Below are 18,057 nucleotides of genomic sequence, written 5' to 3' on the forward strand. Positions count from 1 at the left end.
GTTGGGAACTTTATTCGCCCTTGCAGAGCTGTGCAGTCGTCTTGTTCGGCAGATAGTCCTTGCCGAAGCCGAGCGGCTCGACCAGGGCGATGTGCTCGGGTGACCCGAGGAATTTCTTCAGTTCGGCGTTGAACGCTTTCTGCAGATCGGTGTCTTCCTTGCGGAAGCCGAAGCCGCCATGGCCCTTCACCGACTTGCCGGCGACTTCGCCGAAGGGCTTTGTCGATTCGACGCCATCGGCCTTCTTGGCCATGTCGGCGATGGACAGCGCGGTAAGCGCGGCCGCATCGGCGCGACCGGCCTGGACGGCGGCGACGAGACTGGATTGATCTGGCAAGGCGACGATTTGCCCCGGGGCGACACCGGCATCCTTGGCGTAGCCGCCCTCGACGGCACCCGCCATCACGGCGAGCTTGAGGTCTGGATTGTCCTTGATGCTCGAATAATCCTTTATGCCTTTTGGATTGCCCTTCGCCACCAGCATGGCCTGGCCGATGCCATAAGATGGTTCGGAGAAATTGATCTCGGCGCAGCGCTTCGGATTGATGAACATGCCGGCCGCGATGATGTCGAAGCGTCCGGCTTTGAGACCGGGGATGAGCGAGCCGAATTCGGTCAGCACGCCGTCGACCTGCGGGATGCCCATCTTGGCAAGCACCGCTTTGGCGACTTCTGGCGCTTCGCCGGTCAGCTTGCCGTCAGGCGTCGCAAAACCGAACGGCGCCTCGTTGGCGAAGCCGACACGGATATAACCGTCCTTCTTGGCGCGTTCGAGGGTCGTTTCGGCCTGGGCCGGCAGCGCCGTGAACGCGGTCGCGACAAGTGCAAGGCAAGCAGCCGCCTTCATGGCCGTTCGACGAGATATCTGTGACATGAGCATGCATCCCCTTTTCTTTTTGACGATTGTCTTGCCCGGACGACGTTTCTCCTCCGTCGCAGCGAGTATGCAAGACGTATACAACTCATCTGGACATATCGCAAGACGCGCTGTACGAATCCTGGAAATAGATGATTATGATCGCACGTTCAGCCGAGATGGGCTGATAGTTGTGCACAATTACCCATGCTTGTCGGGTTGACGTGGCGGTCAGGGGAACGAGTTTGAGCGGCTCAGGCAGCTTTACGAAGACGGAATATGTGCAGCGCCTGACCGGCGTGAAGCAGCGCATGGAGAAGGCCGGCTTCGATCTCATCATCTGCCAGGATCCGGCGAACATGTGCTGGCTGACAGGCTATGACGGTTGGTCCTTCTATGTGCCGCAATGCGTGCTCGTCCATCTGGAAGAGGACAAGCCGATCTGGTTCGGCCGGGCGCAGGACGCCAGAAGCGCCCGCATGACCACCGGCTTGCCCGAACAAAACATCGTCCCGTTCTCGGAGCGGCTGGTGCAGCAGCCCGTCGAGCATCCCTATGACGAGCTCGCCGGTCTGATCCGGGCACGCGGTTGGGAACGGGCGCGCATCGGCGTCGAGATGGACGCGCACTACTACACGGCGCGCTGCCATGCCCATCTCGTAGCCGGCCTGCCCGCGGCGCGTTTCAGCAACAACCACGACCTCGTCAACTGGGCCCGGCTGGTGAAATCGGATGCCGAGCTGGCGCTGATCCGCGAAGCCGGCGCGATCTGCAGCAATGCCATGAACCGCGCTGTCGAAAAGATGCGGCCGGGCGTGCCGCAGAACCACGTGATTGCCGAGATCTATCATGCCCAGATCTTGGGCGTGCCGGGCGCTGGCGGCGACTACGCCGCAATCTGCCCGCTGATGCCGGTGGGCGAAGGCACCAGCACACCACACCTGACCTGGTCGGACGCGCCACTTCCCGACACTGGGTTGGCAATCGTCGAAATCGCCGGCGTGCGACGGCGCTACCATGCGGCACTAACCCGGACGGTCCATTTCGGCAAGCCGCCGACCGCCCTCTCCGATATGGCCAAGGTGATCGTCGAAGGCGTCGATGCCGGCCTCGAACTGGCACGGCCCGGCAACACCGCCGAACAGGTCGAAGCCGCCTGGCAGGCGGTGCTGCGCAGAAATGGGCTGAAGAAGGAAAGTCGCGTCGGCTATCCCGTCGGCCTCGCTTATCCGCCGGATTGGGGCGAACGCACTGCGAGCCTGAGGCCCGGCGACAGGACCGAGTTGCGGCCCGGCATGTGCTTCCACTTCATGGCCAGCGTCTGGCTCGAAGATTTCGGCGTCGCCATCTCCGAATCCTTCGTCGTTGCCGAAGGCGGCGGCGAGCGACTTTGCGACGTGACCCGCGACCTCATCACCATCGACTGAACCCGACACCAAAGCCGGCAATCCAAGGATACAAAATGGACCGAAATCCTTTTTCCGAAGCAGAAATCGCCGGCCGCCTGTCGAAAGTTCGCACGGCGCTGGCCGGGCGCGGGCTCGACGCCGCCGTCTTTGCCTCGCCGGAAAATGTCTTCTATCTCACCGGGCTCGACCATTGGGGGTATTTCGCGCCGCACCTCCTGATCGTCCCACTCGACCGTCAGCCGGTTCTGGTCACCCGGTCGATGGAAAAAGTGACGATCGAAAACCAGGTGAAGGCGGCGGAATTCCGCGGCCATTCCGACAGCGAGACGGCGGCCGATCTCGCCGCGCGCGTCATTTCCGAGCTTGGCCTGACCGGGAAGCGGATCGGGCTCGAAAACTGGACCTCCGGGCTGAGCCATGGCCTCGCCTTGAAACTCGAGGCGCAGGCCAATGCCAAGTGGAGCGACGTTTCCGGGCTGGTCGACAGGATACGGCTTGTGAAGAGTGCCGAGGAACAGGTGCTGATGCGTCGCGCCGCCAAGGTCACGGACGCCGCGGCAGGTGCCGCGATCGCGGCGATTTCCGACGGTGCCGCCGAGCAGGAGGTCGCCGCCCAATGTGTGGCGGCGATGATCCGCGCCGGCGGCCATGTGCCCGGCTTCGGCCCGTTCATCCGTCCCGCCGCCAGGCTTGGCGAAGAGCATACGACCTGGGGCGACGGGCTCTATCGCACGCGCGAGCCCGTGTTTGTCGAACTCTCCGGCTGCGTCTCGCGCTATCACGCGCCACTCGGCCGGCTGGTCCGTATCGGCAGCATCAAGGACGAAGACGCGGCGATGGCCGAGGTCGCAGCCAAGGCATTCGACGCCGTCGTCAAGGCGCTCGAGCCCGGTGTGAGGGCGCGCGACGTCTATGCTGCCTGGCAGGGCGTCGCCGATGAGGCCGGTCTTTCGCACTATCGCCGCCATCATTGCGGCTATCTGGTCGGCATCGGCCAGCCCCCATCCTGGACCGGCGGCAATTCCGTGACCGGGCTGAGGCACGATTCCGATCTCGAGATCGAAATGGGAATGAGTTTCCATATCCTGTCCTGGTTGATGGGCACCGGCCGCGGCGACCATTTCATCTCAAACACCGTGCTGCTGACCGATGCGGGCGCCGAAGTGCTGACGCGCACCCCGGCTGGCTCAATCGTTCGCTAGATCATCAGCATGGCACGCTATTCGGCGTTCTCGATTTTTCGCAACGGCTTGTCCGGCCAGAAGAACTGGCAGCGCGCGTGGCGTGCTGCAGAGCCGAAGCCGGCTTATGACGTGATCATTGTCGGCGGTGGCGGACATGGGCTGGCCACGGCTTTCTATCTCGCCGAGAACCACGGCATCCGCAATGTCGCCGTGCTGGAGAAGGGCTATGTCGGCGGCGGCAATGTCGGCCGCAACACCACGGTGATCCGCTCCAATTATCTGCTCGACGGCAACACCCAGTTCTACGAATTCTCGGTCAAGCTGTGGGAGGGCTTGTCGCAGGCGCTGAATTTCAACGTCATGTTTTCGCAGCGCGGCCAGATCGTCACCGCCCATTCGGCGGATCAACTCGACGCTTTCAGCCATCGTGCCAACGTCATGCGGCTGAACGGCATCGATGCCGACATACTCGACCGCGACGCGGTGCGACGGCTGGTACCCTATCTGGATTTCTCCGACACGGCGCGATTTCCGATATATGGCGCGATCCTGCAGGGCCGTGCCGGCACCGCCCGCCACGATGCCGTTGCCTGGGGCTATGCGCGTGCCGCCGACGGCCATGGCGTCGACATCATCCAGAACTGCGAGGTGACCGGTTTCGTCCGTGACGGCGAAAGGATCGTCGGCGTCGAAACGAGCAAGGGCTGGATCGGCGCCGGCAAAATCGGCCTCGCCGTTGCCGGCCATACCTCCGTGCTCGGACAGAAGGCAGGCCTGGAACTGCCGATCGAAAGCCACGTGCTGCAAGCATTCGTCACCGAGCCCCTGAAGCCGCTGGTCGACCATGTCGTCGCCTATGGCGCCGATCATTTCTATGTCAGTCAGTCCGACAAGGGTGGGCTTGTCTTCGGCGGCAATCTCGACGGTTACAATTCCTACGCCCAGCGCGGCAATCTCGGCGTCGTGCGCGAAGTGGCGGAGGCCGCGATCGCACTGATGCCGTGCATCTCGCGCGTCCGGCTGCTGCGCCATTGGGGCGGCGTCATGGACATGACGCCCGACGCCAGCCCGATCATCTGCCCGACGCCGATCGACGGACTCTATCTCAATGGCGGCTGGTGTTATGGCGGCTTCAAGGCGACGCCGGCCTCCGGCTGGTGCTTTGCGCACATGCTGGCGACCGGCAAACCGCATCCACTGATCGCGGCCTATGGGCTCGATCGTTTTCGTACCGGCCGCACGCTCGACGAGGCCGGCGCCGGTCCCTCGGCCTGGCTGCAATAGAGGGGGGCGAAACAATGCTTCGCATCGAATGTCCGTGCTGTGGCCCGCGTGACCATGACGAGTTCCGCTATGGCGGCGACGCTTCCGCGGCGCGTCCGGCCCATGATGATCCCGATCCGGAAGCCTGGTATCGCCATGTCTATGTACGGAAGAACCCGGCGGGGCTGCATCGCGAATTCTGGCAGCACGTCACCGGCTGCCGACAATGGCTGGTCGTCGAGCGCGACACCAGAAATCACGCCATCGCATCGGTCGGCTTCGCCAGGAAAATGCCCGCATGAACGAGAACCGGAAACGTTTGCCGGCCGGCGGGCGCATCGATCGCACGCAGCCGATCGACTTCAGCTTCGACGGCCGCACGCTGAACGGCTACCGAGGCGACACATTGGCATCGGCGCTGCTGGCCAACGGCGTCACACTCACAGGACGCAGTTTCAAATATCACCGGCCGCGCGGTATCTTCTCGGCCGGACCCGAAGAACCGAATGCGCTGGTCACGCTGGGTGCTGGTGGACGACGCGAACCGAACCTGCCGGCCACCACGCTCGAACTAGCGGAAGGCATGGCTGTTGAAAGCCAGAACCGCTGGCCCTCGCTCGGCTTCGACCTGCAGAGCATCAACGGGCTGTTTGCGCCGTTCCTCTCCGCCGGCTTCTACTACAAGACCTTCATGGGGCCGACGCGGCGCGCCTGGATGTTCTATGAGCATTTCATCCGCCGGGCGGCAGGACTGGGCCGAGCCGGCACCGAGCCGGACCCGGACCGTTACGAGGTGCGTCACTTATTTGCCGACGTGGCGATCGTCGGCGGCGGCGCTGCCGGCCTCTCGGCGGCGCGCGCCGCAGCAATGGCCGGCGCAAGCGTTGCGCTGGTCGAGCAGGACTTCTTGCTCGGCGGTCAGCTTCTGTCGGAGCGTTCCGAAGACGAGGCGGCAGCCTGGCTGAAGGCGATCGAGACCGAACTGGCAGGACTGCCCAACGTCACCGTGCTGCGCAAGACGATGGCGTTCGGCACCTACGACGGCAACACCCTGGGGTTGATCGAACGAAACGATGATCCGGTCGCGGAAGACGCTGCGCGGCAGGTGTTCACCATTCTTCGCGCGCGCTCCATCGTCTTTGCGACCGGTGCCATCGAGCGCCCGCTGGTGTTCGCCAACAATGACCGGCCCGGTGTCATGTTGGCATCCGCCGCCCGGACCTACCTAAACCGCTTCGCCGTTCTGTCGGGGAGACGGATCCTGGTCGCTACCACCAATGACGGCGCCTATCGCGCCGCCTTCGATCTTGCCGCCGCCGGTGCGGACGTGACGGTCGCGGACCAGCGCGGCGACCCGCCCGCCGCTCTGGCCGCGGAAGCCAAGCGTCTGAACATTTCGATCCGATCCGGAACACCAATCGTCGATCTGCGTGGCGGCCATGCAGTGAAGGCAGCAAAGCTCGCCGGGCCGGGCGGCAATTCGGAAGTAGCCTGCGACATAGTCTGCGTGTCAGGCGGCTGGTCTCCGACTGTGCACCTCACCGCGCATCTCGGCGTCAAACCCGCTTATCGCGACGACATGGACTGCTTCATCCCCGGCAGCTTTCCGGTAGGGCATTTTGGCGCCGGCTCGATAATGGGCCGCTTCTCGACCGCCAATGCTATCGAGGCTGGCCACCGCGCCGGCATCGAAGCGGCAGTCTTGTGCGGAAAATCGGCGGCGCCGGCGGCCCCGGTTAGGCTCGATCTCGGTGAAACCGCTGCCAACGCGTTCCGCGCGATCCCCTTCTCCGGAGGTGGAGAGGCCTTCGTCGATTTCCAGATGGATGTGACCGCCAAGGACATCGAACTGGCGCATCGCGAGGGCTATGAATCGGTCGAGCACCTGAAGCGCTACACCACGCTCGGCATGGGCACAGACCAGGGCAAGACCAGCAATTTTGCCGCACTTTCGACCATGGCGGTGTTGCGCCAGGCGACCATCCCGCAAACCGGGACCACGACCTTCCGTCCGCCCTATGCGCCTGTTGCTATCGGCGCTCTCTCCGGTCGCGCCGTCGGCCACCATTTCAAGCCGTTTCGCCGTACGCCGATGCATGACTGGCACCTAGCCAACGATGCCGAGATGCTCGAAGTCGGGCTGTGGATGCGTCCGTATTTCTACCGCAGCGCCGGTCGCGACGTGAACGAAGCCTATGTCGCAGAGATGCGCATCGTGCGCGAAGCCGCAGGGCTGATGGACATCTCCACCCTCGGCAAGATCGACGTGCAAGGGCCGGACGCGGCCATTTTCCTCGACCGGCTCTACGCCAACGGCTTCGCCAAGCTGCCGGTCGGCCGCGCCCGCTACGGCGTCATGCTGCGCGACGATGGCATCGTCTTCGATGACGGCACCACCACGCGGTTGTCGGAAACCCGCTTCTTCATGACCACCTCGACCGCGAAGGCGGCCGATGTGCTGTCGCGGCTGGAATTCCTGCTCGATACCGCCTGGCCGGACCTGCGGGTCGCGGTCACCTCCGTCAGCGATGAATGGGCGGCGATGTCGGTCGCCGGACCGAGGAGCCGCGATATCCTCGCCGCTGCCTTTCCGAAGCTCGACATCTCGAACGACGCGCTGCCACATATGGGTTTCATCGAAGCGGAGTTCGAAGGACGGGCGTTGCGCATCATCCGCCTCAGCTATTCCGGCGAACGCGCCTACGAAATCTATGTCGGCGCCAGCGTCGGCGAACAGGTCTGGGGCCGCCTGCTGGAAGCCGGCGCGCCGCTCGGCCTCAAACCCTATGGGGTCGAGGCGCTCGGCGCGCTGCGCGTCGAGAAAGGCCACGTCGCCGGACCAGAGATCGACGGCCGCACCACGCTCGACGATCTCGGCCTTGGCCGTATGGTCGGCAAACGTGCGGGATTCGTCGGCGACGTCCTGCGTCGCCGCACGGCGTTTGGGGCGCCTGACCGCCAGCGCCTTGTCGGGCTGGAATGCATCGAGGACGGCAAGCGCCTGCGCGGCGGCGCGATATTGTTCATGCCCGACGACACCATTGCGGGGCATGGGCGCGGCCGGATAACTTCGGTGACCTTCAGTCCGGAACTTGGCCGCTATGTCGGCCTGGCGCTGCTTGCGGGCGACGCAGCGGTCGAGGGACGCGAAGTCCTCGCCGCCTATCCCATGAAGGCCGAAACCGTTCGCGCGCGCATCGTCTCGCCCGTCTTTCTGGATCCGAAGGGAGAACGGCTGCATGGTTGAGGTTTTGGCATTGAAAGATTTCAACCTGTCGATGGCTGATTGCCCGATCGTTCAGATCGAGAGTTGGGACGGGATGCTGACCCGGTTCGAAATGACCGTTTCACAGATGCTGGGTACCGCCCTACCCATCTCGGTCGGCGAAACGGCCCGCAATGCCGACACCCTCACCGTCCGGATCTCTCCCCGCCGTCTCTGGCTGCTGAAAGAGGCAGGTGCAAAACCATCCCCCCTGACAGTCGATCCCGGATTGGGCTGTTCGGTTGCTCTCGACGAGGGACGCGTACGCTTCAGGTTGAGCGGGGCGCGCGTCCTGGAAGCTCTCTCCAAATGCATAGCCGTCGACTGGCGCTCGCCAGCCTCAGCGTCAGGCCGCGCGTTCCAAACGGCCTTTCATCACGTGCCGGTGCTGGTATTGCGCACCACCGAGACCGGCTGCGACATGATTGTGCCGCGAAGCTTTGCGCGGAGCCTTGCCGACTGGATAGTGGACAACGCCGGTTAGCTGTCCTGACCTATGGTCTGCTCGACGGGATGGAAGATCGCCGTACCGATATTGCCGGCCTTGCGGGTAAGGTCTTCGTCGCTGTCATATTGCGTGCCGGGCAGCATCTCTTCGGGCACAAAACGTGCCACAAGGGGCGCGAGTGCCCGACATAACCCACCTGTTCAAGCGCAAACCGCGTGAACTTTCAGGCGGGCAGCGGCAGCGTGACCCGACGCGGGTCGAATTTATCCGGCCACGATGACGTGGCGAAGCCAGTCGCCCGCGGCTGTCCCGCGCAGCCCCAAATCACGTACGCTGTCCATGTGGTTGCGCGCCTGGAGCACGCCTTTCGACACACTTAGGCCCTGCCCCGTCAGGCGGTCGGCAAACAGCCTGGCCTGCTGGTGAAAAGGGTCCGTCTCCCGCTCGCCGACCAACACCGTGACTTTTGTCCGGGACGAATGGGATTTGCTCATCGGCGAAAATGCCTCAACTTCCGTGTCGGTCAGGCCTATCAAAGGCTCCAGGAAAGAATGCTGAAGGGGCTGCAAATCGTAGAGCCCGCCGAGCAGGAGTGCCGTCGACGGGGGATGTGCCGAACCCCCGTTGAACAAGAAGGTCGCCAGGTGCGCCCCGGCGGAATGGCCACTGACGCTTAGCCGACCGGCATCGCCGCCATGGTTGGCGATATTATCCAGCACCCACTGCCTCGCGCGCCGGACCTGGTCGACGATTGTCGCCATCCTGACGGCAGGCATCAGCGCATAGTCGATCACGACCGCGATTGCTCCTGCACTCGTCACCGTTTCGGCAATGTAGGAATAATCGCTTCTGGTGAACATGCGCCAGTAGCCGCCATGGATGAAGATGTGCACCGGGAGGCCCTTACGCGGCCCCTCCGGAAAGAACAGGTCGAGGCGTTCGGCCCCGTCCGGACCATAGGCGATGTCCGCCAGCATGGGCAGCGCTGCCCGCGTTGCGGCGCTGCCGGCGACGATATCGGCCACGATGTCATCGAAATCGGCAACGTGGTCGCGCGTGCGAAAAGGATCCTTCGACATGATGTCCGCTCAGAAAGTTACAGCGATGTATTTGGCCTCCATGAACTCGGCGATGCCGTGATGCTGACCCCCTTCCCGCCCGAGGCCACTCTGCTTGACTCCGCCGAAAGGCGCGGCGGGATCCGACATCAGGCCGCGGTTGAGGCCGATCATGCCGGCCTCAATTTCCGAGGCCACCCGCATGCCGCGCGCCACGTCGCGGGTGTAGAGATAGGCGGCGAGGCCGTATTCAGTGTCGTTGGCGTGGAGGATGGCTTGCGCCTCGCTCTCGAAGCGGGTGATGGGCGCCACCGGGCCAAAAATCTCCTCATGTGCCATATCGGCCTCCGGCGAGACTTCGGACAGGACCGTCGGAGGATAGAAAAAGCCATCTCCTTCGAGCACCGAGCCGCCGCACAGCACCTTGGCACCCCGGCTGACCGCGTCCTTGACCAGCCGGTCGATCTTGTCGACCGCCTTTTTGGTGATCATGGGTCCACATTCCGTTTCTGCCTTGGTCCCCGCGCCGATCTTGAGCGCAGCCATGCGCCGCGCAAGGCCGTCGGCGAACGCATCGTGGATGCCGGACTGGACGTAGATGCGGTTGGCAGCAGTACAGGCTTCGCCGGCATTGCGCATTTTGGCGATCATGGCGCCGTCGAGGGCCGCATCGAGATCGGCATCGTCGAAAACGATGAAGGGCGCGTTGCCGCCAAGCTCCATGGAACAGGAAATCACATGTTTGGCGGCCTCGGCGAGCAAGGCCCGGCCGACCCCGGTCGAGCCGGTGAAGGAGAGCTTCCTGACGCGGGGATCGGCCAGCATGGCCGACGTCAGAGGGCCGGGTGTCGACGTCGTCAGCACGTTCACGACGCCGTCCGGTACGCCGGCTTCGCTATAGAGCGCGGCGAGTGAATAGGCGGTCAGCGGCGTCTCGCTGGCCGGTTTCAGAATGACCGTGCAGCCCGCCGCGAGGGCTGGCGCGATCTTGCGCGTCGCCATCGCGGCAGGGAAATTCCACGGCGTGATGAGGACGCAGATGCCGATCGGCTGATAGTCGACCACGATCCGGTTGGTTCCGGATGGAGCGGTGCCGAACTCGCCGGTGATGCGAACAGCTTCCTCGGCGTTCCAGCGGAAGAATTCGGCTGCGTAAGCCACCTCGCCGCGCGCGTCGCGTAGGGCCTTGCCGTTTTCCAGCGAGATCAGCATGGCGAGCGTCTCCGACCGCTCGACCATCAGCTCGAAACAGCGCCTGAGAATCTCCGAGCGCTTGCGCGGCGCGGTCTCGCGCCACCCCTTGGCGGCCTTGGCCGCTGCTTCGACAGCGGCGGCGGCGTCCTCCAAGGTCGCATCGGGAACTGCCGCGATCACCGCGCCGGAGGATGGATCGGTGACCTCAACGAGCCCGCCGTCGGAAGACGGCAGCCATTGTCCGCCAATGTAGAGCCGGTGCGGAAAGCCCCGCACCTCGTAGAGATCCTGATCGAGTTGGGAGGCATTGTAGGGAAGGTTCATCGTCTTGTTCCTGACGTTCACATGGCGCAGGCGTTGAGATCGCCGTCATAGGCCGCCTGGACAAGACGGCGCATGGCGGCGAGGTCGAATGGGCGCGGGTTGTTCTTGATCAGGCGATCGATGCCGAGCGCCTGCTCGGCGGTCCAGCCGAGCTTGTCAGCCGGAAGCCCCAGACCGGCCAGCGTCGGAGTGATGCCGATCGCCGCAAACAAGCGCCTGATCTCCTCGATGGTCGCGCCCGCCATTTCGTCAGCGCCACGACCGTTCGGATCGAGGCCAAGAGCAATCCCTATCTCGGCGATCTCCGCCGCGGCCACACGGCTGTTGTAGCTCATGACATAAGGCATCATCGTCGCCACCCCCAGCCCATGCGGCGTATGTGTGAGCGCGCCGGCCGGGTATTGCACCGCGTGCGCCGCCGCCGTGCCGGCGGTGCCGAAGGCGCAACCCGCCGCCAGCGCTCCCATCATCACGTCGGCGCGCGCCTCTGCGTCGCCGCCGTCAGTGCACGCCTTCTCCAGGCTGCGGCCGAGCAGTTTGACGGCCAGCAGCGCGAAATGGTCGGTCAGCGGCGTCTTGCCGATGAAGACGTGGCGCTGCGGCAGGCTGAAGTCCCCGTCCCGGCGCATGGCCGTGAAGGCCTCGATCGCATGCGTGAGCGCGTCGGCGCCAGCGATCGCGGTCAGGCCCGGCGGACAGGTCATTGTCAGTTCGGGGTCGCATATGGCAACGGCGGCAATGAGATGAGGGCTCGATATCCCGACTTTGAGCGTCCGATCCGGATCCGATATCACCGCGACGGGCGTCACCTCGGATCCTGTGCCCGCAGTGGTCGGCACGGCGATGAGCGGCAGCATCGATCCCGGAACCTTGAACTCGCCGTAGTAGTCCTGGAGCTCGCCGCCATGGCTGATCAGCAAGGCTGCGCATTTGGCGAAATCGAGACAGCTGCCGCCGCCGATCCCGATCACCATGTCGGGCCCAAAGCCCCGCGCTTCCTCGACGCAGACCGCCACGGAGTCGCGCGGCACGTCCGGGAGGACGCCGTCGTGAACCAGCACGTCGATCGACGCTGCCTGCAAGGATGCCATGATTTCGGCGAACACGGCCGTGCCGGCGAAACGCTCGTCTGTGCAGACCAGGGCGCGTCGGCCGTAGCGACCGGCCACGACCGGCAGTGCCTGGCGTTGGCCCTCCCCGAACAGAATTTCGCGCGGGAGCCGGAGGGCTGTGAGAAGGCTCATGACAGGCTGCATCCTCAAGGGGTGTCGGAGGAACTCGCATTGCAAAATCCGCACCGAAGATCCTGAACTGAACAGTGCCGATAAAATCGTATAGGATATCGTATTGCATCGGTCAAACCCTCGTGTTAGCAGTCTCCCCTGTCGAGAGGCGAAAGAATGCAACCCGTCATTTTGAGCAATAATGGTGAAGCACCCACGGGAGCGGGTCGCATCCAGCGCGCGAGCAGCCTGGCCGAGGACGTCTACGAAGCCATCTTCGCGCAGCTGATGTCGCTGAAGATCGCACCCGGTTCACGCATCACCGTCGACAATCTGGTCAAGGAGTTCGATGTTTCCCATACGCCGATCCGCGAGGCGCTCGGGCGTCTCGAAGGCGAAGGCCTGGTTCTGAAGACGCATCTGATCGGATACCGCGCCGCACCGCAGATCACCCGGCGCCGTTTCGACGAATTGTACGAGATGCGTCTCCTGCTCGAACCGCACGGCGCGGCGAAGGCCGCTGCCGCGATGGACGAGGCCAAGCTCGGCACACTGCTGGAGGCAGCAGGCGTGATGTCGCGCCGCGAGGGCAAGGACGAGCGCCTGCGCTATTCAAATTTCGCCAGGCAGGACGCGATCTTCCACGACAAGATCATGGAATATGCCGAAAACGAGCTCATTCGCGAGACGCTGGGTTATCAACACACCCACTTCCACATATTCCGCCTGATGTACCACTCCCGCGTGACCGAGGAGGCGCTGGACGAACATGAGGCGATCCTGGCCGCGTTCGGCGCGGCCGATCCCGATGCCGCCGCCAAAGCAATGCGCGCCCACATCGAGCACTCGCGCGATCGCCTGCTGCCGGCCTTCGATTGAGGCGAAACCGATGTCCGCGCCGCTGAACACCAACGACAACGCCGAGGAACACTACTTCCCCGACCCTCCATCCTGAGGACCGACAAAGCCAATGCGGGGCGCAGCATGACTCGCCCAGCTTTTTTCACACGACAGAGGAACCGACTATGTCAGGCAAGAAAATATTGATGCTCACCGGCGAGTTCACCGAGGAGTACGAGATCTTCGTCTACCAGCAGGCGATGGAAGCCGTCGGTCACACCGTCCATGTGGTATGCCCGGACAAGAAGGCCGGAGACCTCATCAAGACCTCCCTGCACGACTTCGAGGGCGACCAGACATACACCGAAAAGCTCGGCCATTTTCAGGTGATCAACAAGACGTTTTCGGAGGCGGAAAAGCAGCTCGATCAATACCACGCCGTATACTGCGCTGGCGGCCGCGGCCCGGAATACATCCGCACCGACAAACGGGTGCAAGCCATGGTGCGCCACTTCCACGATACCCGGAAGCCGATTTTCACCATCTGCCATGGGGTCCAGATTCTGATTGCCGTGGACGGCGTCGTACGCGGCAAGAAGGTAGGCGCGCTCGCCGCTTGCGAACCGGAAGTGACGTTGGCAGGCGGAACCTATGTCGACCTCTCGCCGACGGAGGCCTATGTCGATGGCACCATGGTTTCCGCAAAGGGCTGGACCGCTCTAGCCGCCTTCATTCGCGAATGCCTCAAGGTGCTCGGGACTGAAATCCGGCATAGCTGATAGCTACATCATGTCGTGGCGAACAGAATTCGCCCGACCTGCTGTAAGCTTCTGATTTTATGCATGTCGTTATCCCGGAACCGAGGACACTTCCAGGCGACATGCATTAGACCGGCCTATTGCGAGATGCGCCGGCCCGCTTTCACCCTGAGGTGATCAAGTCTACCGCCGTCTCGATGCCAGGGCAGAAACGCGCTGCGGCAGCCGTTCATGCGCAGGCCGCGGAGCCTACCGGTTTGCAATGACAGCTTTTATGAGCCCCGATTTCTCATTTGCCCATTGGGAGATGTAGCGGGGGCTGTTCTCCAGCGTCGTGCGATGCGTCACCAGCTTGGCAAGCGGAATAGCACCGGTGCGGATCGCCGCCATGACGCGGTCGAAATCCGTGGTCAGGGCGTTGCGGCTGCCGATCAGGGTCATTTCGCGTTTGTGGAATTCCGGATCGGAAAAGGTAATGTCATCCTTGATGACGCTTACCATTACCATGGTGCCGCCATGCGCCACGTAGTTGAACGCGGCCTCAATAGAAACCTTGCTGCCGGTTGCATCAAAGACCAGGTCGAAGCAATCGCCGTCCGTGCGGGCTCTCACCAGATCGCCGGGCGACGCCGCAGCACCGTCGATGACGGGAAAACCCAATTGGTCCTGCGCAAAGTCCAGCCGCTCGCGGCTCGTGTCCATGATCGTGACCGTCTGTCCGGCAAGCCGTGCAAACAAGGCTGTGCCGAGGCCAATGGGGCCAGCGCCTATGACCAGCGTCCACGTTCCGACCGAAAGCATCGACCGTCTCACCGCATGCGCGCCGATGGCGAGGAATTCGACAGCCGCCGCATCGGAGAGCGAAAGACCGACTACCGGATAGAGATTCGCCGCCGGCACCAGCAGTTGATCACACATGCCACCATCGCGATGCACGCCCAGCACCTCTATTGAGACGCAGCAATTCTGCTTGCCCTGCCGGCAGGCAGTACATTTGCCGCAGTGCAGATATGGGTTGATGACAACCTTCTCGCCAAGCTCGATATTGGCCCCCTCACCGACCATCAGTACCGTCCCCGAGAGTTCGTGGCCCATGATCCGGGGGTATGCCAGATAGGGATGCTTGCCCTCGAAGATGTGGTAGTCGGTGCCGCATATGCCGATATGGCTTATGCCCACCAGCACCCAGCCGGCGGAGGGCATGCCCGGGTCAGGACGGCTTTCGAGGACCAGTTCACCCGGCTTACGGCACACCACCGCTTTCATTCGACATCCATGTTCTGAGAAAAGAGGACCCGACGGCGGGTAGACACCGCCGGGCCAGGGTCTGGGAGCTATTCGAAGTCTTTGACGTTCTGCAGCGTGACGAGCCCGGCGCCGGTATCGACATTGGCTTCGACGGCTTCACCGCGAATGGCCTTGACGACGGTGTCGATGCCAAGTTCACCCATCTTTGCCGGGAATTGCGCAACGCTGGCGTCTTCCGCGCCAGACTTGATCGCTTCGATTTCACCGCAGCAAGCATCGAAGCCAACCAGGATGAGCTTGTGTTTGGCGATGCCGGCATTGCTGATCGACTTGACGGCACCGGGGATGGGCGGACCGCAGGCAGAATAGATCGCCTTGAGATCGGGATTGGCTGTCAGAATGTCTTCCGCAACCGAGGTGCCGAGTTCAAGCGTGCAGTTGGTGGCGCCCTTGCCGACCACGTCGACCTTGACGTCGCCGAGCCCTTCCATCATGCCGGTGACGCGATCATCCAGCGCCGGAACGCCCGGTACGCCTTGCAGGATACCGATCTTGTCGCCGCTCTTGAGAACGGTTTTCAGATATTCTCCGGCGATCTTGCCACCATTGAGATTGTTCGTCGAAACCAGCGCCGTCTGGCCTTTCCAGTTCGGAATGCTGTTATCCACGAGCACCACCTTGATGCCGGCGGCGACGGCCTTGTCGAGCGCCGGGGCAACTGTTGGATCGACCGGCGTGATTGCCAAGCCCTTGACGCCTTGCGTGATCATGGACTCGATCAGCGCGATCTGGCCCTCGATGTCCGTGGCCGCCTGGCCCTGGCCGGTGACCAGCTCGATTTCAGGATGGGCGGCGGCGTATTTTTTGGCCGCATCCTCCATCGTCGAATAGAATGGCACCGGGAATTTCGTGATCAGGCCGACCTTGATCTTGTCCGCGGCCGAAGCAGGCATTGCGAATGCGATGGCGATCGCAAGTCCTCCCAATAGTCTTCTGTGCATCAGCATTCCGTTCCTCCCTTGGAATTGAGACGCCTTCCGGCGGAAGACGCTTCAGGCATTTGCGGACCGAGGCGGTCCGCAAAATCTCGAATGCGTTCAGGCCCCCACGATCATGGAAACCAACTCCTGCTTGTTGTCCTTGGTTGGCACCAGTTCGCCGACCTTGCGGCCCTGGCGCAGGACCACCGCACGGTCGGCGAGCTCGATGACGTGCTCCATATTGTGGGTGATCAGAATGACGGCGTTGCCCTGGTCGCGAAGCGTCGCCACCAGATTGAGAACCTGACGCGATTCACGCAGTCCAAGGGCTGCCGTCGGCTCGTCGAGGATGACGACCTTGCGGGCGAAGACCGTGGACCTCGCCACGGCGATGGCCTGCCTTTGTCCACCCGACATCATGGCGACGACCGCGTCCAGCCGGGGCAGCGTCACCTTCAGCCTTTCCAGCAGGATCCGGGTTTCGGCGTCCATCCTGCGCTGCTGCAGGAAGCGTAGGCCGCGCGGCAGCCATTGCGGACCGGCGAGTTCGCGGCCGGCGAAGAAGTTCTGCCCCGGCGTCAGATTGTCGAACAGCGCCAGGTCCTGGTAGACGGTCTCGATGCCGGCAAAGCGCGCGTCGGCCGGCGAGCGTATCTGCGCGGGCAATCCGTCCAGCACGATCGTGCCGGCGTCGAGCTGATGAACGCCGCTGATGCATTTGGTCAACGTCGATTTCCCGGCGCCATTGTCACCGAGAAGCCCCAGAATTTCGCCCCGCCGCACCTCAATGCTGACATCGTCGAGCGCCATGACAGAGCCAAAGCGCTTGGTTGCACCGCTTACGGCGAGCACAGGATGGTCTGAAATGCCGGGATTGCGGGCTTCGGCCGCGGGCGCGGTCATGGCTGCCTCCCGGCCTGCATGACACGCACGCGCCCTTCCAGGTAGTTGCGCAGCACATCGGCCTCGACCGCGATGACGATGACCACGCCGATGACGATGAGCTGGAAGAAGATATTGACGTTGAGCAGGTTGAGCGCGTTGCGGATGACGCCGATCATGATGGCACCGATCAGGGCGTGGCCAAGGTGACCGCGACCGCCGAGAAAACTGGCGCCGCCGATGATCACCGCGGCGATCGTGTCAAGCTCGAGCAAATTGCCGAACAGCGGCGAACCGGCGTCGGTGCGGCCGGCAAGGATGACAGCGCCGATACCGGCGCAGAGACCCGAAATCACATAGGCCGAGACCAGAACCCAAGACACCGGAATGCCCATGCGCAACGCGGCATCCGGTCTGCCGCCGACGGCATAGATCCAGCGCCCCCACACCATCGTCTTGGCCATGACAAACAGGACCGCGGCGACACCGACCACGACGAAGACCGAACCCGGCAAGCCCCAGATCGCCTCGCGGCCGAGCACGTCGATCGCATCCGGCATTCCAGGGATCGCACGCCCGTCGGCCAGTTCGAGGGCCAGGCCCTTGGCGATGCTCAGCGTTGCAAGCGTGATGATGAACGGATGTGGCAGCCGGCCGAAGACGTAGACCAGTCCATTTATCGCGCCCACCGCCGCGCCGCTTCCAACCATTACCGCGATCACGACGACCGCGGTAGCGCCGGCATGAAAACTCAACGCTCCAAGAACGGAGGCCAGCGCAAGGTTCGATCCAACCGAGAGGTCGATGCCACGCGTCAGGATGACCAGATGCTGGCCCATTGCGACGACCGAAATGACAGCGGTCTGGGCAAGGATATTGCTGAGGTTGCGGCCGGTCAGAAAATAGGGCGACAGGAAGCCGAGGATGACAATCAGCAGCAGCAGGATCACAGCCGGGCCGGCGCTGAGCAACATCAAGCCAAGCGCCAGACCCGGCGCCGCCTCCGCTTTCCTCGACGCTTGAGCCGTGCCTTCGTCAGCAGTGGCGCTGCTGTTTCCCACCTCAGGCAAAACTTTCCTCCCCGCGCGAACTCTTGCGAGCCGCGCGCCACCAAGTCGTGTCAAT

The 18,057-nt window shown here is 63.3% G+C and carries 17 protein-coding genes; 8 read left to right on the forward strand and 9 right to left on the reverse strand.

Features of this window, described 5'->3' with window-relative positions:
- Positions 1-10 precede the first annotated feature (10 nt).
- Positions 11-874 carry an ectoine/hydroxyectoine ABC transporter substrate-binding protein EhuB gene (gene ehuB, locus LB536_RS01610; protein ID WP_224589876.1) on the reverse strand — a complete coding sequence of 288 codons (864 nt, stop codon included), beginning with the start codon at positions 872-874 and terminating at the stop codon, positions 11-13.
- Between the two features lie 227 nt (positions 875-1,101).
- On the opposite strand from ehuB, the gene LB536_RS01615 reads away from it, so the two are divergent.
- From LB536_RS01615 to LB536_RS01640, 6 genes are read left to right on the forward strand one after another with little or no spacing between them, the layout of a single operon-like run.
- On the forward strand, positions 1,102-2,283 hold the full coding sequence (locus LB536_RS01615) for a M24 family metallopeptidase (RefSeq protein ID WP_224589877.1): 1,182 nt from the start codon (positions 1,102-1,104) through the stop codon (positions 2,281-2,283).
- Positions 2,284-2,318: 35 nt separating this feature from the next.
- Positions 2,319-3,467, forward strand: coding sequence for a M24 family metallopeptidase (locus LB536_RS01620; RefSeq protein ID WP_224589878.1), 1,149 nt, complete (start codon positions 2,319-2,321; stop codon positions 3,465-3,467).
- Positions 3,468-3,476: 9 nt separating this feature from the next.
- Positions 3,477-4,733 carry a sarcosine oxidase subunit beta family protein gene (locus LB536_RS01625; protein WP_224589879.1) on the forward strand — a complete coding sequence of 419 codons (1,257 nt, stop codon included), beginning with the start codon at positions 3,477-3,479 and terminating at the stop codon, positions 4,731-4,733.
- Positions 4,734-4,747: 14 nt separating this feature from the next.
- Positions 4,748-5,014, forward strand: a complete 267-nt coding sequence (locus LB536_RS01630) for a sarcosine oxidase subunit delta (RefSeq protein WP_140765173.1) — start codon at positions 4,748-4,750, stop codon at positions 5,012-5,014.
- Complete coding sequence (locus tag LB536_RS01635; RefSeq protein WP_224589880.1) at positions 5,011-7,959, forward strand: sarcosine oxidase subunit alpha family protein; 2,949 nt, start codon at positions 5,011-5,013, stop codon at positions 7,957-7,959. Before LB536_RS01630 ends, LB536_RS01635 begins: the two co-directional genes overlap by 4 nt.
- Entirely contained in the window at positions 7,952-8,461 is a 510-nt protein-coding gene (locus LB536_RS01640) for a sarcosine oxidase subunit gamma family protein (protein WP_224589881.1), read from the forward strand. The genes LB536_RS01635 and LB536_RS01640 overlap by 8 nt, the downstream gene beginning before the upstream one ends.
- Here the strand turns inward: LB536_RS01640 and LB536_RS31030 are convergent.
- The 4 genes from LB536_RS31030 to LB536_RS01655 form a co-directional block, all read right to left on the reverse strand.
- On the reverse strand, positions 8,458-8,592 hold the full coding sequence (locus LB536_RS31030) for a hypothetical protein (protein WP_263488786.1): 135 nt from the start codon (positions 8,590-8,592) through the stop codon (positions 8,458-8,460). The genes LB536_RS01640 and LB536_RS31030 overlap by 4 nt on opposite strands.
- A 96-nt stretch (positions 8,593-8,688) precedes the next feature.
- Complete coding sequence (locus tag LB536_RS01645; RefSeq protein ID WP_224589882.1) at positions 8,689-9,504, reverse strand: alpha/beta hydrolase; 816 nt, start codon at positions 9,502-9,504, stop codon at positions 8,689-8,691.
- A 9-nt stretch (positions 9,505-9,513) separates the two neighbouring features.
- A complete protein-coding gene (locus LB536_RS01650) occupies positions 9,514-11,001 on the reverse strand; it encodes an NAD-dependent succinate-semialdehyde dehydrogenase (RefSeq protein ID WP_224589883.1) in 1,488 nt (495 codons plus the stop codon).
- Between the two features lie 17 nt (positions 11,002-11,018).
- Positions 11,019-12,245 carry an iron-containing alcohol dehydrogenase gene (locus LB536_RS01655; protein ID WP_224589884.1) on the reverse strand — a complete coding sequence of 409 codons (1,227 nt, stop codon included), beginning with the start codon at positions 12,243-12,245 and terminating at the stop codon, positions 11,019-11,021.
- A gap of 156 nt (positions 12,246-12,401) precedes the next feature.
- On the opposite strand from LB536_RS01655, the gene LB536_RS01660 reads away from it, so the two are divergent.
- On the forward strand, positions 12,402-13,103 hold the full coding sequence (locus LB536_RS01660) for a GntR family transcriptional regulator (protein WP_140808135.1): 702 nt from the start codon (positions 12,402-12,404) through the stop codon (positions 13,101-13,103).
- A gap of 146 nt (positions 13,104-13,249) precedes the next feature.
- The gene (locus LB536_RS01665; RefSeq protein WP_224589885.1) at positions 13,250-13,843 is read left to right on the forward strand and encodes a DJ-1/PfpI family protein; all 594 of its coding nucleotides are present in this window, start codon (positions 13,250-13,252) and stop codon (positions 13,841-13,843) included.
- Positions 13,844-14,071: 228 nt separating this feature from the next.
- On the opposite strand, the gene LB536_RS01670 is transcribed toward LB536_RS01665, so the two are convergent.
- The 4 genes from LB536_RS01670 to LB536_RS01685 all read right to left on the reverse strand — a co-directional run bounded on the left by LB536_RS01670 (position 14,072) and on the right by LB536_RS01685 (position 17,906).
- The gene (locus tag LB536_RS01670) at positions 14,072-15,088 is read right to left on the reverse strand and encodes a zinc-binding alcohol dehydrogenase family protein (protein ID WP_224589886.1); all 1,017 of its coding nucleotides are present in this window, start codon (positions 15,086-15,088) and stop codon (positions 14,072-14,074) included.
- A 68-nt stretch (positions 15,089-15,156) separates the two neighbouring features.
- On the reverse strand, positions 15,157-16,074 hold the full coding sequence (locus LB536_RS01675; protein WP_140808388.1) for a sugar ABC transporter substrate-binding protein: 918 nt from the start codon (positions 16,072-16,074) through the stop codon (positions 15,157-15,159).
- Positions 16,075-16,167: 93 nt separating this feature from the next.
- Complete coding sequence (locus tag LB536_RS01680) at positions 16,168-16,953, reverse strand: ATP-binding cassette domain-containing protein (protein WP_224589888.1); 786 nt, start codon at positions 16,951-16,953, stop codon at positions 16,168-16,170.
- Positions 16,950-17,906 carry an ABC transporter permease gene (locus LB536_RS01685; protein ID WP_140757073.1) on the reverse strand — a complete coding sequence of 319 codons (957 nt, stop codon included), beginning with the start codon at positions 17,904-17,906 and terminating at the stop codon, positions 16,950-16,952. Before LB536_RS01685 ends, LB536_RS01680 begins: the two co-directional genes overlap by 4 nt.
- Between the last annotated feature and the right edge of the window lie 151 nt (positions 17,907-18,057).

The sequence above is a fragment of the Mesorhizobium sp. ES1-3 genome, assembly GCF_020164795.1.
Classification (GTDB): Bacteria; Pseudomonadota; Alphaproteobacteria; order Rhizobiales; family Rhizobiaceae; genus Mesorhizobium.